The following is a 16183-nucleotide window of genomic DNA, read 5'->3' as shown; positions in this document are numbered from 1 at the left end:
CATGGAACGCCGTTCATTCCTGCGCTGGACCGCCGCTCTCGGGGCCGGCGGTGCCGCCGCCGCCGCGGGCATCGCCGCCTATGGGCGCTGGCGCGAAATCAAGCCCGCACTCCATTACCCCGGCCGCGCCGAAGGCCACCTTGTGCGCGACCGCCAGGCGCTGCCCGCGCCATCGGAAGTCATCGAGGCCGACGTCGCGGTGCTCGGTTCCGGCATCGCCGGCCTGACCGCCGCGTGGAAGCTGCGCCGCGAGGGGATCGAGGACGTGCTGATGGTCGATGGTCCGGAACCGTTCGGCAACGCGGCCGGCGGCGCCTATGGCGCGCTGGCCTATCCGACCGGCGCGCACTACCTGCCGATCCCGCCGCAGGAATGCCTGCACGTGCGGCACCTGCTGTACGACCTGGGTATCATCACGCGCGATCCGTACGGCCCGAAGCCGCATTACGATGAAAAGCTGATCCTGCACGCGCCCCATGAACGGCTGCTGTACGGCGGCAAGTGGCACGAAGGCATCACGCCGCGCGCCGGCGTGCCGCAGGCGGAACTGGCCGAGCATGCGCGCTTCAACGCCGAGATGGAAAAGCTGCATGGCATGCGCGGCGCGGACCGCCGCAAGATCTTCACGCTGCCGGCCGCGCATGCCTCGAACGATCCGGCCTGGCGCCGGCTCGACACCATCACGTTCAAGACCTGGCTGGAACAGAACAACTACCGGGCGCCAACCTTGCTGTGGTACCTCGACTATTGCTGCCGCGACGACTATGGCACCGGCGTCGATCGCGTCTCGGCCTGGGCGGGCCTGCATTATTTTTGCGCGCGCGGCGGCGAAGCCGCCAATGCCGAGGGCGGCGCCTGGCTGACATGGCCCGGCGGCCTGCAACCGCTGGCGGAGAAGCTGGCCGAACGCACCGGCGCGCAGCGGCGGGCCGGCACGGTGGCCTCCGTGAAGGCCGTGGACGGGCGCGCCGAGGCGCTGTGCTTCGTGCTGGAAAACGGCAAGCCGCGTACCTACCTGGTGCGGGCCCGCAAGGCCATCTGCGCGATGCCGCTGTTCGTGGCCAGCCATGTCGTCGACGACATCGCCAGCCATGGTTTCGATCCGGCCCGGCACATGCCGGCGTACGCGCCCTGGCTGGTGACGAACTTCCTGCTGGAGCGTTTCCCCGAAGAGCTGCCGGAAGCGCCGCTGTCATGGGACAACGTGGTGCATGGCACCCAGGGCCTGGGCTACGTGGTGTCCACCCACCAGGACATTCGCCAGACGCCGCCGGCGCAAACGGTCTTCACCAGCTATGTGGCGCTGGCCGACCGCGATCCGCGCGAAGCGCGCAAGTGGATGCAGTCCGCCGCGCCCGAGGAACTGCTGGCGCTGGCCACCGTCGACCTGCGCGCCGCCTACGGCGATGCGTTCGACGGCTGCGTGCAGCGTGCCGACATCACGCTGCGCGCCCATGCGATGGCCGCGCCGCTGCCGGGCTTCCTGTCCAATCCCGGCGTGCAGGCGCTGCGCGATGCCAGCGGGCCGGTGCTGTTCGCGCACTCGGACCTGTCCGGGTTTTCGGTATTCGAGGAAGCGTCGTGGTGGGGCTGGCAGGCGGCGCGGGCGGCACTGTCCTGAGATGAACGAACTGCACCTTCCCGCAGCGTTGCCGGTCCTGCAAGGCAAACACGTCGCGCTGCGGCCCATGGGCGAACAGGATGCGGCGGCGCTCTTCGCCATTTATGCCGATCCGCTCGTCATGCGTTATACGGACGAAGACCCGTTTCCCGACCTGGCCACGGTCGGACAGATGCTGGCCAGCGTGCGCCGCCTGCTGGCCAGTGGCCAGTCGCTGGAGTGGGCCATCGTGCTGGCCGATGGCGGCGAATTGATCGGCACGTGCGGCCTGCACAGCTTCGATGCGGCCGGCCGCGCTGCGCAGGTCGGGTGCCTGCTGAGGCGCTCGGCCTGGGGCAGGGGGCACATGGCGGAAGCGCTTGCCGTCTTGACGGCGTATGCCACAGGGGTACTGGGGCTGCACGCATTGCTGGCGGACGTCGCGCCGGAAAATGCGCGGGCACGGCGGATGTTCGAACGGCTCGGGTATCGGGAAGATGGCAGCGGCTTGCTCCGCATCGGGCTACGGCCGCAGAGCTAGCCAGCGGTCTCAATCCGCGTTCAGCTTCATTGCCGCATCCAGGTCCAGCATCGCCTGCACCGCGCCATCGAGCGGTGGCGACTGCACGCCCGTCACGCCCACGCTGCTGAAGATCGTTTCGATCGGCACGAAGCCTCGCGCCTTGCGGGAGTACAGGCCGGCCAGCACCAGCGCCCGCGTCGCCACCACATCGCCGTCGGACAGGATGCGCTGTTCGAACACCACGCGATTTTCCGTCCATGCGGCGATCCGCGTTTCCAGCACGAAGGGCTGGAACAGCCGCAGCTCGCGCCGGAAGCGGATCGCGCCGCCGCCGACGATCGGTGTCCACTTGTTCTTCAACACCGCGCCCAATAGCCCCATGCGCAGCATGATGTCGGTGCGGCCCAGGTCGAACAGTGTCCAGTAGCGGCCGTTGTTGACGTGGCCGTTCGTGTCGAGGTCGTTGAACCAGACCCGGAAGTCCAGGCGCGAGACGCCGTGCGGCGCGGCCAGCTTCGGACGGAACGGAGTGCTGATCAGCAGGTACAGCAGGCGGAACCACAGGTTCATCGGAATCCCGTTGAAAAAGCCGCATGCTGGCCCAGCAGGGCTGGTTTGGCAAGGAGGGTTTCCTCTAGCGGATCGGAAAACTTCGATAGATCAGCCGTCATAGATAGCTGCTTATCCATTGTAAAACAATATCTATGATGGGATGGAGATGTTATTATTGACCGATGCCTAAAAAGAGTACCGATGCTGATGCCCTTCCGACCCTGGTACGGGAACGCCTGATCGCCTGGGGAATGGTCCTGCGAGCTGAGCGACTGCGACAACGAATTACCATTGCAGACCTGTGCGAAAGGGTAGGGATATCCGAGGCAACCCTGCGACGCCTGGAGCGTGGCGATCCAGGGGCTGCCGCTGGCACTTATCTGGCGACACTTCTCGTGCTGGGCCTGTTCGATCAGGCGGTTCCATCGTTGCCGGCTTCGCTCGGTACGGCCACGGGACAAAGGGTAAGGCACGGAAAGCTGGAGCGTGGAGAAGGCGATGGCGACTACTTCTAGGCCGCTCTTCGTCTACCTCCAGCGTCCTGACACCGGCGACTGGGTTACGGTAGGCCGCTATCTCAAGCCAGCGGAAAACATCAACGGCCAATTTCGATACGCCCCCAGTTACGTGGACGCCGCTCTGGCATGGTCAATCGATCCGGTCAACCTGCCATTCAGGCCCGATACCGAATGGACTGCCGAGCGATACCAGGGCTTGCACGACGTGCTCAGGGATGCCTGTCCTGATGCCTGGGGCCAGGCGCTGTTGCGGCGAGTGCACAACCTTCCTGAAGGAGCCCCGCTGCAGCGCTACCTCGTCCTGGCAGGGAACACCGACCGATGGGGTGCGCTTGCCGTTGGTACCGGCAAGAAGCCATCGGTTGCCGAACTGGCGAGCCCTAAGCTGCCGCAACTGTCCCTGCTGGTCGAAGAACTGAATGCCATGAGTGAGCGCAGGCCGGCCGTTGATGTCAGGCTCAGGAAACGCCTGGTGCAAACCGCCAGTGTCGGTGGTGCCCGTCCCAAGGCGACTGTGCAGGATGAAGCTGGGCAGTATTGGCTCGTCAAGCCACAGGTAGCAACCGACGTGGCAGAAATACCTCGGTTGGAACACATGGCACAGCAATGGGGAGCAGCAAGCGGGTTGGACTTTGCGCAGACCGCTTTTCACGGCGCAGCGGCTGGCCGCAGCGCCGTGCGAGTGTTGCGCTTCGATCGCGAACATCACCAGCGCCGCATGTGTGTCAGTGCTGCGTCGCTGCTGCAAGCTGAATATCCCGGTGACGCGACGCACATGGACCGTTGGAGTTACCCGCGCCTGGCAGAGGAGTTACGCAGGATTGGCGCACCGGTCGAGGACCGCATCGAGTTATTCGGCCGCATGATCTTCAATGCGCTGTGCGGAAACGACGACGATCATGTGCGTAATCATGCGGTTGTCTACCGCCACGATCAAAAGCGCTGGCGGCTTGCCCCGGCGTTCGACGTGGTACCGAATCCCGTCGAGACTCCTCGCACGCTGATGCTCCAGCTGTCGATGGGAAGGTTCGATATTTCCCGCGCCGCTGCGCTAGCAGATACGCGGCGGTTCGGATTTGCCAACGTAGAGGAGGCGGAACGTTATCTCGACGATATTCTCGTCCGGGTGCGTAAAGGCTTTGATAGTACGGCGCACTGGCTGGGGCCTGAGTGGCAGGAGCTGCTGCTCACACGGCTGGAGGAAAACCAGAAACTTCTCCGTCGCTGAAACAAAACGGGCACCTCGTCGAGGTACCCGCCGTCACTGCCGCTTGGATAGGATCGACCCAGGGCAGGCCCTCCGTCAGCTCACTTCAACCGCAGCTTCAACTCGCCCGCCGCCTGGTCCATCGCACTGCGCACCGCCGGCACGTCGGAGAGCGCATTGAGCAGCCCGAAGTCGTGGATCATGCCGTTGTAGCGCACCGACTTGACCACCACGCCGGCGGCGTCGAGCTTGCGGCCGTAGGCTTCGCCTTCATCGCGCAGCACGTCGAATTCGGCGGTCTGGATCAGCGCGGGCGGCAAGCCTTTCAGCTGTTCGATGCTGGCCTGCAGCGGGGCTGCGTAGATCTCCTTGCGGGCCGCCGCGTCGCGGGTGTAATTGTCCCAGAACCAGGCCATCATGTTCTTCGTCAGGAAATGGCCATCCGCATACTGCTGGTAGGACGGCGTGTCGAAGTTCGCATCCGTCACGGGCCACAGCAGCACCTGGGCACGCAGCGCCGGGCCGCCCCTGTCCTTGGCCATCAGGCTGACCACCGCCGCCATGTTGCCGCCCACGCTATTGCCGGCGACCGCCAGGCGCTTGCCATCCACGCCGATTTCCGCGCCATGGGCGGCGACCCAGCGGGTGGCGGCATAGGCTTCGTTGATCGCCACGCCGTATCCCGCTTCCGGCGATGGCGTGTAGTTGACGAACACCGCCGCCGCGCCGGAACCGGCGACCAGGTCGCGCACCAGCCGTTCGTGCGTCGGGTAATCGCCCAGCACCCAGCCGCCGCCGTGGAAGAACATGAACACCGGCACCGTGCCCTTCACGCCGGCCGGGCGCACGATGGTCAGCTTGACCGGCTTGCCCTCCAGCGTGACCGTTTTTTCGCTCACATCGGCCGCCGGCAATTTCATCTTTGCGCCGGCCTGCGCACCCACCAGCACCGCGCGGGCTTCCTCCGGCGTCATCTGTTCGATCGGCTTGCCGCCTTCGATGGCTTGCAGGAAGCCGGCGGTTTGCCGTTCGACGCCGGGCAGGGCGCTGGCGGTGGTGGCTGCCGTGGCGGCGAGCAGGGCGGTGGCGAGCAGGGTTTTCACGGTGTTCATGGCAGTTCCTTTGCTTATTATTAGATAGTGAGCGATTTAAATGGTGGCGAAATCAGTTCGTTTGCGCGGCGGTCTCGATCAGCTTCGCCACTTCGGCCGGGCGCGACGTCATCACCACGTGGGAAGCGCCAGGGATGGCCACGGTTTTCCGCGACTGCGCACGGTCGGCCATGAATTTCAGCGCGGCGGCCGGGATATTCTTGTCGGCGGTGCCGTACACGAAGTACGACGGCAGGTTCTTCCAGGCTGGTGCGCTGGCTGCTTCCGTCAACGCCGCTTCGGCGATCGGGCGCTGGGCTACCGCCATCAGTTCGGCTTGCGCTTTCGGCACGTCGGCGGCGAACTGCTGGTGGAACTTGTCTTGCTGGATGTAGAAATCCTTGCCGCCGTCCGGCAGGGCCACCGGCTCGGCCAGTGCCGGGCCCAGGGTGCCGCCCGGGTAGCGGCCCGACAGTTCGAGCGCGGTCTCGCCCTGGTCCGGAGCGAAGGCCGCCACGTACACCAGGCTCTTCACGTTGGACTGGCCGTAGGCCGCGGCCGAGATCACGGCACCGCCGTACGAGTGGCCGACCAGCACCACCGGACCCTTGACGCTTTTCACGATGGTCGCCACGGCGGCCGCATCGCCTTTCACGCTGCGCAGCGGGTTGGCCGCGCCGATCACGTTGTAGCCGTCGGCGCGCAGCTTGGCGGCGACGCCGTTCCAGCTGGTCGAATCGGCGAATGCGCCGTGGACCAGGATGACGGTGGGCTTGACGCTGGCGGCCGGGGCGGCGATCGCCGAAGCGGAACCGATGATCGACAGGGCGAGGGCGATGGATTTGATGGCGTTCATGGTGATCTCCTAAAGTGAATAACGTTCGATTAGATAGCGTGCTACTTGTTTACTTCCATTGTGCCGGGATAATCCCGGCGCTGCGTTCCTGCCTGGTTGGCGCTGCTTGCTCCTTACTGCGTTACTTGCTCTCTGCTGCGTCAACCCATGGACTGAAGTATAGATAGCGCGCGATTCAATTGCAAGCTATTTTTAATCTTTTTTGCATGGTTTGAGCCGGCGCCCGTAGATATGTAAATTTGATATACGTTCTGCTGAATAATCAATATTTCATGTCTACCTGATCACGCTACACTGGCCTGACCACATTCCCCCTGGCCGACATGAAAATCACCAAGCTGACGTTGTACCGCGTACCGCCCCGCTGGATGTTCCTGAAGATCGAGACCGATGAAGGCATCACCGGCTGGGGCGAGCCGGTCATCGAGGGCCGCGCGCGCACCGTCGAAGCGGCCGTCAACGAATTGAGCGATTACCTGGTGGGCCAGGATCCGACACGTATCAACGACCTGTGGCAGGTGATGTACCGGGGCGGCTTCTACCGGGGCGGGGCGATCCTGATGAGCGCGATCGCCGGGGTCGACCAGGCGCTGTGGGACATCAAGGGCAAGGCGCTCGGCGTGCCGGTCTACGAGCTGCTGGGCGGCCGCGTGCGCGACAAGATGAAGATGTACAGCTGGGTCGGCGGCGACCGCCCGGCGGACGTCATCGAAGGCATCCTTACGCTGCGCGAGATCGGCATCCATACCTTCAAGTTGAACGGCACCGAGGAACTGGGCATGGTCGACACCGCCACCGCGGTGGATGCGGCCGTGGCGCGCATCGCGCAGATCCGCGAAGCGTTCGGCAACACCATCGAATTCGGCATCGACTTCCACGGCCGCGTGGCCGCGCCGATGGCCAAGGTGCTGCTGCGCGAGCTGGAGCCGTTCCGCCCCCTGTTCGTCGAGGAACCGGTACTGGCCGAGCAGGCCGAGTACTATCCGCGGCTGGCCGAGCACACGTCGATCCCGCTGGCGGCGGGCGAGCGCATGTACTCGCGCTTCGAATTCAAGCACGTGTTCCAGCGCGGCGGCATCGCGATCGTGCAGCCGGACCTGTCGCATGCCGGCGGCATTACCGAGTGCGTGAAGATCGCCGCGATGGCCGAGGCCTACGACGTGGCGTTCGCGCCCCATTGCCCGCTGGGCCCCGTGGCGCTGGCCGCGTGCCTGCAGGTGGATTTCGTGTCGCACAACGCCGTGCTGCAGGAGCAGAGCATGGGCATCCACTACAACAAGGGCGCCGAGCTCTTCGACTATGTCGTCAATCGCGAGGATTTCCAGATCACCGATGGCTACTTCCCGCCGCTGCCCAAGCCGGGCCTGGGTGTGATCGTCGACGAAGAGCGCGTCGTCGCCGCCAGCCAGAATCCGCCGGATTGGCGCAACCCCGTGTGGCGCCACCCGGACGGCAGCGTGGCGGAATGGTGACCACGCCCGCCCTCATCGGTCTGGACTGGGGCAGCACCAGCCTGCGCGCGTGGCTGGTCGCGCCCGACGGCGCCGTGCTGGAAGAGCGCAAGTCGGACCAGGGCGCCTCCACGCTGTCCGGCCATGGCGCCTTCGTGGCGGCGTTCGATGACGTGGCCGGTGCCTGGCGCGCCGCGCACGCCGGCTTGCCGGTGCTGGCATGCGGCATGGTCGGCAGCACGCACGGCTGGCTGGACGTGCCGTATGTGCGCTGCCCGGCCGGCGCCGCCGCATTGGCGGCCGGCCTGCGCCGTCCCGGGACGGGCGATGGCGCCGCATCCGCTTCCTCATCGATTTCCGCATCTGCTCCCTACATCGTGCCCGGCGTGCTGTTCGACGATACCAGCCTGCCGCCGGACGTGATGCGCGGCGAGGAAACGCAGGTGGTGGGCGCGCTGCACCTGCATGGCACACTGGGCGCGTCCAGCTGCGTGGTGCTGCCCGGCACCCACTCGAAATGGACGCAGGTCTGCGGCGAACGCATCGTGCGCTTCGCCACGCACATGACGGGCGAGCTGTATGCCGTGCTGCGCCAGCATTCCGTGCTGGGCCGCCTGATGCCGGACGATGCGCCGGTCGACCCCGATGCGTTCGTGCAGGGAGTCGACGCGGCGCGCGACCATGGCGAGCTGGGGCTGCCGCACCAGATCTTTGCCGCGCGCAGCCTCGGCGTCACCGGCCGCCTGCCGCATGAGATGCTGGCTGATTACCTGTCCGGTCTGCTGATCGGCCACGAACTGCGTGCTGGCCTGCAATGGCGCGCGATGGCCGGCCTGGGCTCGCAGCCGCTGGCGCTGGTGGGCGCGCCGAACCTGTGCGCCCGCTACCAGGTGGCGCTGCACCGCTTCGAGCGGCCCGCCGACCTGGTGCTGGATAACACGGCGCCCGCCGGGCTGCTCGCCCTGGCGCGCGCGGCAGGCCTGCTGCCGATTGACACCTGAAAGAATCCGATGACCGTTTTCGACGAAGCTTTTGCCGAACTGCCGCTGGTCGCGATCCTGCGCGGCCTGCTCCCCGAGGAAGCGGAAGGCATTGGCGCCGCGCTGTACGGCGCGGGCTTCCGCCTGATCGAAGTGCCGCTCAATTCGCCCGACCCGTTCGACTCGATTGCGCGCCTGGCGCGCAGCTTGCCGGCCGATGCCGTGCTGGGCGCCGGTACCGTGCTGGAGACTGACGCCGTGACGCGCGTGCGCGATGCCGGCGGCAAACTGATCGTGATGCCGCACGCCGACACCGAAGTGATCCGCGCGGCCAAGGCGGCGGGCATGTGGTGCGTGCCCGGCGTGGCCACGCCCACCGAAGCTTTCGCGGCACTCAGGGCGGGTGCCGATGCCCTGAAGCTGTTCCCGGCCGAACTGGTTTCACCGGCGGTCGTGCGCGCGATGCGCGCGGTGTTGCCAAAAGGCATCAAATTGCTGCCGGTGGGTGGCATAACCCCCGACAATATGGCAGACTTCCGCGCCGCCGGCGTGGCCGGCTTCGGTCTCGGCTCGGCGCTGTACAAGCCGGGCATGGATGCAGCGACAGTCGCCGCCAATGCCAGGGCATTCGTCGACGCGTGGAAATGACGACGCAACAGCAAGGACACCAGTAAAAACAAGCAAGCGCCGGTACCCGACCGGCGGTAACAGCCTGCAGTGAACCACCTGGAGACGCAATGAGCAAGCAATGGAAGCGCCCCGCGATGGCGCTGGCGACCGCATTCGCCATATCGAATGCGCTGGCGGCGCAAGTCATCGGCGTAGACGCGTCGGCACCCGCCGCGGCACCCGTCACCGGCCACTTGCAACTGGGCGCCGCGAGCACGCCGCGCGGCAGCGTGCTCGGCGCGAACAACCGCTACCTCACGCTCGATGGCCAGCCGTGGATGCCCGTGATGGGCGAGTTCCACTATTCGCGCAGTCCGGCCGCCACGTGGGAAGCGGAACTGGCGAAGATGAAGGCGGCCGGGATCACCGTCGTCGCCAGCTACGTGATCTGGAACCACCATGAACCGAAGGATGGCGCGTTCGACTGGAAGGGCAATCGCGACCTGCGCCGCTTCGTGCAGCTGTGCGGCAAGCTGGGGCTGAAAGCCGTGGTGCGCGTCGGCCCGTGGGTGCATGCGGAAGTGCGCTACGGCGGCATTCCCGACTGGGTGGTCGATGGCATGCGCACGCGCGGCAACGATCCGCAATACCTGCGCCATGTGGCGCGGCTGTACCGCGAGATCGGCGCGCAGCTGAAGGGCAGCCTGTGGAAGGATGGCGGTCCCGTCATCGGCCTGCAGCTGGAAAACGAATACAACCTGGGCGGACCGGGCGAAGGGGCGGAGCACATCGCCAAACTGAAGCAGCTCGCGCTGCAGGCGGGCATGGACGTGCCGTACTACACCGTCACCGGCTGGGATGGCGCGCAATATCCGTCCGGCCAGGTCACACCCGTGTTCGGCGGCTATGTCGACGAGCCCTGGGCCGTCTCCACCACGGAGCTGCCGCCGAAGGAAACCTACGCGTTCCGCTTCGACAGCCGCGTGTCCGGCGACCTGGGCGCGCAGACGAAATCGCACGGCCCCGGCACCGCCGAAACCGACATCGACAAGACACCGTTCCTGGGCGCCGAATACGGTGCCGGTTTGCCGTTCATGTACCGCCGCCGCCCGGTGGTCTCGCCGGACGATATCGCCTCGATGCTGCCAGTGCAGCTGGGCTCCGGCGTGAACCTGATGGGCTACTACATGTTCCACGGCGGGCGCAATCCGGTCGGCGGCACCACGCTGGAAGAAAGCAGCATCAGCGGCGGCTACAACGATACCCCGGCGATCAACTACGATTTCCAGGCTCCGCTGGGGCCGGACGGCCAGCAGCGCGCCGTGCTGGAATACCTGCGCCCCTTCCATTACTTCATCGCCGGTTTCGGCGACCGCCTGGCACCGATGACGGTACGCAAGCCGGACGTGACGCCGGAAGGCCCGAAGGACCTGCGCACCCCGCGCGTGGCGGTGCGCAGCAGCGGCGACAGCGCCTTCGTGTTCGTCAACAACCACGTGCGCCAGTACCCGATGCCGGCGCAGGCGCTGCAGTTCGACGTGAAGCTGGCTGGCGGCACAGTGCGATTCCCGCGCCAGCCGGTGACCGTGCCGAACGGCGCGTATGCGATCTGGCCGGTGAACTTCGACCTCGATGGCACGCGCCTGCGGTATGCCACGGCCCAGCCGGTGGCGCGCCTGGATGGCGGCGCCGACGGCATCACCTATGTGTTCGCCGCCAGCGCCGGGATCCCTGCCGAGCTGGCGCTGGAAGCGGATAGCGCCGCGATCGATACCGCGGCGCCGCGCAGCATGGCCGGCAGTGCCACCGTCGTCGATGTCACGCCGGGCACCGCGCGTGCATTGACGATCCGCCGCGCCGGCGCAAGACCGGTGCACCTGCTGGTGCTGCCGGCCGACCAGTCGCGCCGCCTGTCGATCGGCGAGATCGCCGGCCAGCGCCGCCTGGTCCTGAGCGGCCAGCAAACCTGGTTCGACGGCGGCAAGCTGCACCTGCGCTCCGTCGGCGAAGCCGCAATGCGATTTGCCGTGTATCCGGCGCTGGCCCGCACGCCGAAAGCGGCTGGTAGCGCTGGTAGCGCGACCTTGCGTGCGCAGGGCAGCGATGGCGTGTTCCAGGCATACGAAGCCACGCTGCCGGCGGTGCAGCTGACCGCCACGGCCGCTCCGCTGCGCCAGGCGCTGCCGGCACCGGCCGTGATGAAGGGCGGCCTCGCCAAGGCGGCCATCCAGCCGATCCCTGAAGCGTGGCGCACCGCCGCCACGTGGCGTATCGACGTGCAGCCGGACGCGCTGAAACACGTCGACGATGCGCTGCTGCAGATCGACTTCACCGGCGACATCGGCCGGCTGTTCGATGGCACGCGGCTGGCGGACGACTGGTACTACAGCGGCTACCGCTGGCAGTCCGGCCTGAAGGCACTGGCGGCAAATGGACAGCAGCCGAACGAACTGTCGCTGGCGGTGCTGCCGCTGCGTGCCGATGCCCCCGTCTACATCCCGAAAGAAGCACGGCCCGATTTCGGCGCGCAATCGCAGATTGCGCGCGTCAACAACGTGAGCCTGGTACCAGTCTACAAGGTCACCGTCACACCATAAAAATTCACACACCATCGGAGAAAGCATGAACTTCACCAACCAACCCGGTCGCCGCCACGCGATCGCCATCGCCGCGGCCATCTGCGCGATGCCGGCACTGGCCCAGACCACCGACACCCCGGCCGCCCCTGCCGCGCCTTCCGCTGAGACGCAGCAGGTCGTCGTGACCGGCATGCGCGCCAGCCTGCAGAAGGCCCAGGACCTGAAAAAGAACGCCGACCAGGTGGTCGACTCGATCGTGGCCGACGACATCGGCAAGCTGCCCGATTCGAACGTGGCCGAAGCGCTGCAGCGGATCACCGGCGTGCAGATCTCGCGCAGCCGCGGCGAAGGCGACCGGGTGCAGATCCGCGGCCTGTCGCAGACGCAGACGCTGGTCAACGGCCGCTCCATCTTCACCGCCGGCAAGGAACGCGGCCTGTCGTTCCAGGACGTGCCCTCCGAACTGCTGGCCGGCGCCGACGTGTACAAGAGCCCGACGGCCGAACAGGTCGAAGGCGGCATCGGCGGCGTGATCGACCTGCGCATGCGCCGGCCGTTCGACTTCGCCGGCCTGAAAGTGGCCGGCACCGTCAAGGCCACCGATGCCGACTATGCGGACAAGCGCAACGGCGAAGGCTCGCTGCTCGTGTCGAACCGCTGGAAACTGAACGGCCAGGATTTCGGCGCGCTGATCTCCATCGCCCACCAGAAGCGCAACTACCGTTCGGACATGCAGGAACTGGATCCGCCGTCCCAGCTGGCTGACGGTTCTGGCGCCTACGCGCCGATCGGCGCCTGGTATTCGTACGAGATGGGCGAGCGCGAACGCACCGGCATCAATTCGTCGCTGCAGTGGCGCCCGATGCGTGGCGTCGAGCTGTACCTGGATGCCAACTACACCAAGCTGGAAAGCACCACCGATACCTACGGCTTCTACGGTTCGCCGTACTGGCCGAACTGGACCGCCGAGACCAACTCCGGCGCCATGTGGCCACGCGGCAGTGTCACCACCGAGAACGGCAATGTCACGAAGGGCACGTTCTACGGCGCCGACCTGACGACCTCCGGCTACATCGGCGACAACGACACGAAGACCCGCCAGCTGGCGATCGGCGGTTCCTGGCGCGCCAACGGCTGGACCGTCAAGTCGGAGCTGGGCTACACGAAGAGCAATTTCGAGCGCTTCTACCAGGAGGTGCGCCTGGGCGTGGGCACCAGCAGCCCGGCATTCACGTATGACCTGACGACCGAGCTGCCGTCCGCGTACCCGGAACTGGCCAACCCGAACGACCTGGTCACGCCGTCGCAGTACTGGGCCAGCAAGGCCCTGTACTTCCGCCAGAAGAACGAAGGCCGCGAGACCACGTGGCGCGGCGACGTCGAGCGCAACCTGGACAGCGACCTGATCCCGCGCATCAAGGCGGGCGTTCGCCTGACCGACCGCAAGGCCTCCAGCTCCGAGATCAACACGATCGACGACATCTGGAACGCCGGCGGCACCGGCCCCGTGGGTGGCGCGCTGCCGGGCCTGGCGAGCCAGATCGGCACGATCCCTTACAGCGACCTGCTGCACCGCGAAGGTGCCGGCACGATCCCGAAACAGTGGCTGTCGATCGCCAACCTGGACTGGCTGCGCGACCCGCAGACCGTGCGCAGCGCGCTGGGCCTGGCGGTGCCGGCCTTCGACGCGGGACAGACCTTCGACTTCGGCGAGAAGACCCAGGCGCTGTACGGCATGGCCGACTTCGAATCCGAACTGCTGGGCAAGGAAGTGACCGGTAACTTCGGCGTGCGCTACGTGCGCACGAAAACCGAGCGCCGCTGGCAGGAACTGCAGAACAACGGCTACGTGACGCGCCAGGCCGATACCACCGACGACGACTTCCTGCCGAGCGTGAATGCGCGCATGGAACTGACCGACAAGCTGATCGCCCGCGTCGCCGCCTCGAAAGTGGTGACCCGTCCGGACTTCAACCAGCTGACGCCGAGCCTGTCGCTGGACGCCAACAACCGTACCGGCTTCGTCGGCAACCCGGACCTGCAGCCCCTGTCGGCGCGCCAGTTCGACACCACGCTGGAGTACTACCTGAGCCAGAGCGACTACGTGTTCGCCGCGGCGTTCTACAAGAAGGTCGACGGCTTCATCCAGACCACCACGAGCGACGTGAAGTATGGCGATACCACGTATGCGGTGCGCACGCCGTCGAACGGCAACGACGGCACGATCAAGGGCCTGGAGATCGGCTACCAGGGCTTCTTCACGAACCTGCCGGGCTACTGGAAAGGCCTGGGCCTGCAAGCCAATTTTACGTATGTGCACAGCAAGGCGCCGGGTCCGCTGGAAGGCCAGCAGACCGCGCTGGAAAACCTGTCGAAGCAGAGCTACAACATCGTCGGCATGTATGACTGGAACGACTTCGCGTTGCGCCTGGCGTACAACTACCGCGGCAAGTACCTGGCCGGCACGGAAAACTACTACGTGAACAACGGCGCGACGATGTCGCAGACGCCGGCGTACATGAACGGCTACGGCCTGGTCGACGCCTACGCCAGCTACCAGCTGACGAAGAACCTGAAGGTGGCGTTCGAAGTGAGCAACCTGACCCGCAAGTCGCGCAGCAGCTACTACGGCGTGACCGGCACGCAGTTCGGCCGCTACGCCGACGACCGCCGCTTCGGCCTGAGCCTGCAAGCGAACCTGTAAGTAATAGGGCATGCGGCCGGCGCGAGCGATTCGCCAGCGTCCGCCGCATGTGGCACTCACGTCGAATCATGCCGAACCACGCACCCCGCGTGGCTGATGGCCGCACCGACCGGCGCGGCCATTTTTTTCGCCCCTCGACCACGAGATATGACCACGACGTACCACCACGACGTACGACCACGACGTACGACAATGAGCTACTGGAGACCAAGATGATGACATTCGCATTCCGCCCCTTCGCGCTGGCGGCGCTGCTGAGCGCCGCCCTGTGCGCGGCAGCCCTGCCGGCGTCGGCCAACGAACCGCTGCTGGCCGGCGGCGATTACTCGGTGCTGCCGCTGATGGAAAAGCACGGCGCCATGTTCAGCGACCGCCAGGGCAAACCCGGCGACGCGCTGAAGATCCTGCGCGCATCTGGCCACAACATCGCCCGCCTGCGCCTGTACGAAGGCCCCGGTCCGGGCACCGGCAACGAAGGCTGGCACTGGCCGGCCGGCTCGATGGACTTGCCCGACCTGCTGAAGATGGCGCGCCGCAGCGCGGACCTGGGCATGCAGATCGAGCTGACATTCCACTACAGCGACTTCTGGACCAACAGCAAGACGCAGATCGTGCCGGCGAAGTGGCGCGCCGAGCTCGACAAACTGCCTGGCGACGACGCCCGCTTCGAGCGGCTGCGCCAGCTGGTGTTCGAGCGCACCCGCGAAGTGATGGCGGCGCTGAAGGCGCAGGGCACCACGCCGCAATACGTTTCGGTCGGCAACGAGACCGAGGGCGGCATGCTGTACCCCTATGGAAAACTGGGCGGCAAGACGCTCGACGAGAACTGGCCGCGCCTGGGCGCGCTGTTCCAGGCCGGCTACGACGGCGTGAAGGCCGTGTCGCCCGCCAGCCAGGTGATCATCCACCTCGACGACGGCGGCAACGTGGCCAAGTACCGCCACTACTTCGACCACCTGCAGAAGCTGGGCGTGAAGTGGGATGTGATCGGCGCTTCCTACTACCCGTTCTGGACCAAGCGCAGCGTGGCGCAGTTCACCGCATTCGCGAAGGAGATCACGCAGCACTACGACCGCGACCTGTTCGTGATGGAGACGGGCTTCAACTGGTCGCCGGTGCTGCCGAACGGCCATGCCGGCCAGTTGTCCGACAACGGCCCTTATCCCGCTTCGATGAGTTCCCCGGAAGGCCAGGCCGCGTTCATCGACGAGCTGCTGGGCGCCCTGCGCCGTACCGACCGCGTGCTGGGCGTGCTGTACTGGGATCCGGTGATGATCGAAGTGCCGGGCACCGGCTGGGCGGTGCGCGACGCCGACGGCAAGCCGGGCGCGAACGTCGTGTCGAACACCACGCTGTTCGACTTCAAGGGCCGTGCGCTGCCGGTGCTCGATGCGTGGCGCAAGCACACGCCGGCGCCGCGCAAGGAGTAATGGAACCCAGGTCCCGGCGTGTCTTTATGGACCTGGAACCAGCGCTCACTCCACTCGGCGTGACCCATCATTGGCTGAGCAGG

At 66.3% G+C, this 16183-nt stretch carries 13 protein-coding genes; 10 read left to right on the top strand and 3 right to left on the bottom strand.

The window, feature by feature from the left end; all coding sequences use genetic code 11:
• Position 1 precedes the first annotated feature (1 nt).
• Positions 2 to 1621, top strand: coding sequence for an FAD-dependent oxidoreductase (locus tag EYF70_RS28550; protein ID WP_131148390.1), 1620 nt, complete (start codon positions 2 to 4; stop codon positions 1619 to 1621).
• Position 1622: 1 nt separating this feature from the next.
• Positions 1623 to 2141, top strand: a complete 519-nt coding sequence (locus EYF70_RS28545; RefSeq protein ID WP_131148389.1) for a GNAT family N-acetyltransferase — start codon at positions 1623 to 1625, stop codon at positions 2139 to 2141.
• Positions 2142 to 2150: 9 nt separating this feature from the next.
• Here the strand turns inward: EYF70_RS28545 and EYF70_RS28540 are convergent, their stop codons facing one another.
• On the bottom strand, positions 2151 to 2693 hold the full coding sequence (locus EYF70_RS28540; protein ID WP_131148388.1) for an acyl-CoA thioesterase: 543 nt from the start codon (positions 2691 to 2693) through the stop codon (positions 2151 to 2153).
• 164 nt (positions 2694 to 2857) lie between these two features.
• Here EYF70_RS28540 and EYF70_RS32045 point away from each other — a divergent pair, with 164 nt between their 5' ends.
• On the top strand, positions 2858 to 3190 hold the full coding sequence (locus EYF70_RS32045) for a helix-turn-helix domain-containing protein (protein WP_131148387.1): 333 nt from the start codon (positions 2858 to 2860) through the stop codon (positions 3188 to 3190).
• A complete protein-coding gene (locus EYF70_RS28530; RefSeq protein WP_131148386.1) occupies positions 3174 to 4421 on the top strand; it encodes a type II toxin-antitoxin system HipA family toxin in 1248 nt (415 codons plus the stop codon). Before EYF70_RS32045 ends, EYF70_RS28530 begins: the two co-directional genes overlap by 17 nt.
• A gap of 80 nt (positions 4422 to 4501) precedes the next feature.
• On the opposite strand, the gene EYF70_RS28525 is transcribed toward EYF70_RS28530, so the two are convergent.
• Positions 4502 to 5512, bottom strand: coding sequence for an alpha/beta hydrolase (locus EYF70_RS28525; protein ID WP_131148385.1), 1011 nt, complete (start codon positions 5510 to 5512; stop codon positions 4502 to 4504).
• Positions 5513 to 5564: 52 nt separating this feature from the next.
• Positions 5565 to 6347, bottom strand: a complete 783-nt coding sequence (locus EYF70_RS28520; RefSeq protein ID WP_131148384.1) for an alpha/beta fold hydrolase — start codon at positions 6345 to 6347, stop codon at positions 5565 to 5567.
• Positions 6348 to 6670: 323 nt separating this feature from the next.
• Here EYF70_RS28520 and dgoD point away from each other — a divergent pair, with 323 nt between their 5' ends.
• The 6 genes from dgoD (at position 6671) to EYF70_RS28490 (ending at position 16100) form a co-directional block, all read left to right on the top strand.
• A complete protein-coding gene (gene dgoD, locus EYF70_RS28515) occupies positions 6671 to 7819 on the top strand; it encodes a galactonate dehydratase (protein ID WP_131148383.1) in 1149 nt (382 codons plus the stop codon).
• On the top strand, positions 7813 to 8799 hold the full coding sequence (locus tag EYF70_RS28510; RefSeq protein ID WP_131148382.1) for a 2-dehydro-3-deoxygalactonokinase: 987 nt from the start codon (positions 7813 to 7815) through the stop codon (positions 8797 to 8799). The genes dgoD and EYF70_RS28510 overlap by 7 nt, the downstream gene beginning before the upstream one ends.
• 9 nt (positions 8800 to 8808) lie before the next feature.
• On the top strand, positions 8809 to 9426 hold the full coding sequence (locus EYF70_RS28505) for a 2-dehydro-3-deoxy-6-phosphogalactonate aldolase (protein WP_131148381.1): 618 nt from the start codon (positions 8809 to 8811) through the stop codon (positions 9424 to 9426).
• 89 nt (positions 9427 to 9515) lie between these two features.
• Entirely contained in the window at positions 9516 to 11984 is a 2469-nt protein-coding gene (locus tag EYF70_RS28500) for a beta-galactosidase (RefSeq protein ID WP_131148380.1), read from the top strand.
• Positions 11985 to 12009: 25 nt separating this feature from the next.
• Positions 12010 to 14670 (top strand): TonB-dependent receptor, encoded by a 2661-nt coding sequence (locus tag EYF70_RS28495; protein WP_131148379.1) that lies wholly within the window; start codon positions 12010 to 12012, stop codon positions 14668 to 14670.
• 212 nt (positions 14671 to 14882) lie between these two features.
• A complete protein-coding gene (locus EYF70_RS28490) occupies positions 14883 to 16100 on the top strand; it encodes a glycoside hydrolase family 53 protein (RefSeq protein ID WP_165497809.1) in 1218 nt (405 codons plus the stop codon).
• Positions 16101 to 16183 lie beyond the last annotated feature (83 nt).

Origin of the sequence: Pseudoduganella albidiflava (assembly GCF_004322755.1) — a bacterium.
Lineage (GTDB): Bacteria > Pseudomonadota > Gammaproteobacteria > Burkholderiales > Burkholderiaceae_D > Rugamonas > Rugamonas albidiflava.
The sequence above is the reverse complement of the archived record's forward strand: the minus strand, read 5'-3'. Positions and strand labels throughout refer to the sequence as shown.

Bases quoted from the DNA above. Each gene is read 5' to 3' on its own strand.
- EYF70_RS28550 (WP_131148390.1), top strand. From the start codon at position 2: ATGGAACGCCGTTCATTCCTGCGCTGGACCGCCGCTCTCGGGGCCGGC.
- EYF70_RS28495 (WP_131148379.1), top strand. From the start codon at position 12,010: ATGAACTTCACCAACCAACCCGGTCGCCGCCACGCGATCGCCATCGCC.
- dgoD (WP_131148383.1), top strand. From the start codon at position 6,671: ATGAAAATCACCAAGCTGACGTTGTACCGCGTACCGCCCCGCTGGATG.
- EYF70_RS32045 (WP_131148387.1), top strand. From the start codon at position 2,858: ATGCCTAAAAAGAGTACCGATGCTGATGCCCTTCCGACCCTGGTACGG.
- EYF70_RS28490 (WP_165497809.1), top strand. From the start codon at position 14,883: ATGATGACATTCGCATTCCGCCCCTTCGCGCTGGCGGCGCTGCTGAGC.
- EYF70_RS28510 (WP_131148382.1), top strand. From the start codon at position 7,813: ATGGTGACCACGCCCGCCCTCATCGGTCTGGACTGGGGCAGCACCAGC.
- EYF70_RS28545 (WP_131148389.1), top strand. From the start codon at position 1,623: ATGAACGAACTGCACCTTCCCGCAGCGTTGCCGGTCCTGCAAGGCAAA.
- EYF70_RS28540 (WP_131148388.1), bottom strand. From the start codon at position 2,693: ATGAACCTGTGGTTCCGCCTGCTGTACCTGCTGATCAGCACTCCGTTC.
- EYF70_RS28520 (WP_131148384.1), bottom strand. From the start codon at position 6,347: ATGAACGCCATCAAATCCATCGCCCTCGCCCTGTCGATCATCGGTTCC.
- EYF70_RS28530 (WP_131148386.1), top strand. From the start codon at position 3,174: ATGGCGACTACTTCTAGGCCGCTCTTCGTCTACCTCCAGCGTCCTGAC.
- EYF70_RS28500 (WP_131148380.1), top strand. From the start codon at position 9,516: ATGAGCAAGCAATGGAAGCGCCCCGCGATGGCGCTGGCGACCGCATTC.
- EYF70_RS28505 (WP_131148381.1), top strand. From the start codon at position 8,809: ATGACCGTTTTCGACGAAGCTTTTGCCGAACTGCCGCTGGTCGCGATC.
- EYF70_RS28525 (WP_131148385.1), bottom strand. From the start codon at position 5,512: ATGAACACCGTGAAAACCCTGCTCGCCACCGCCCTGCTCGCCGCCACG.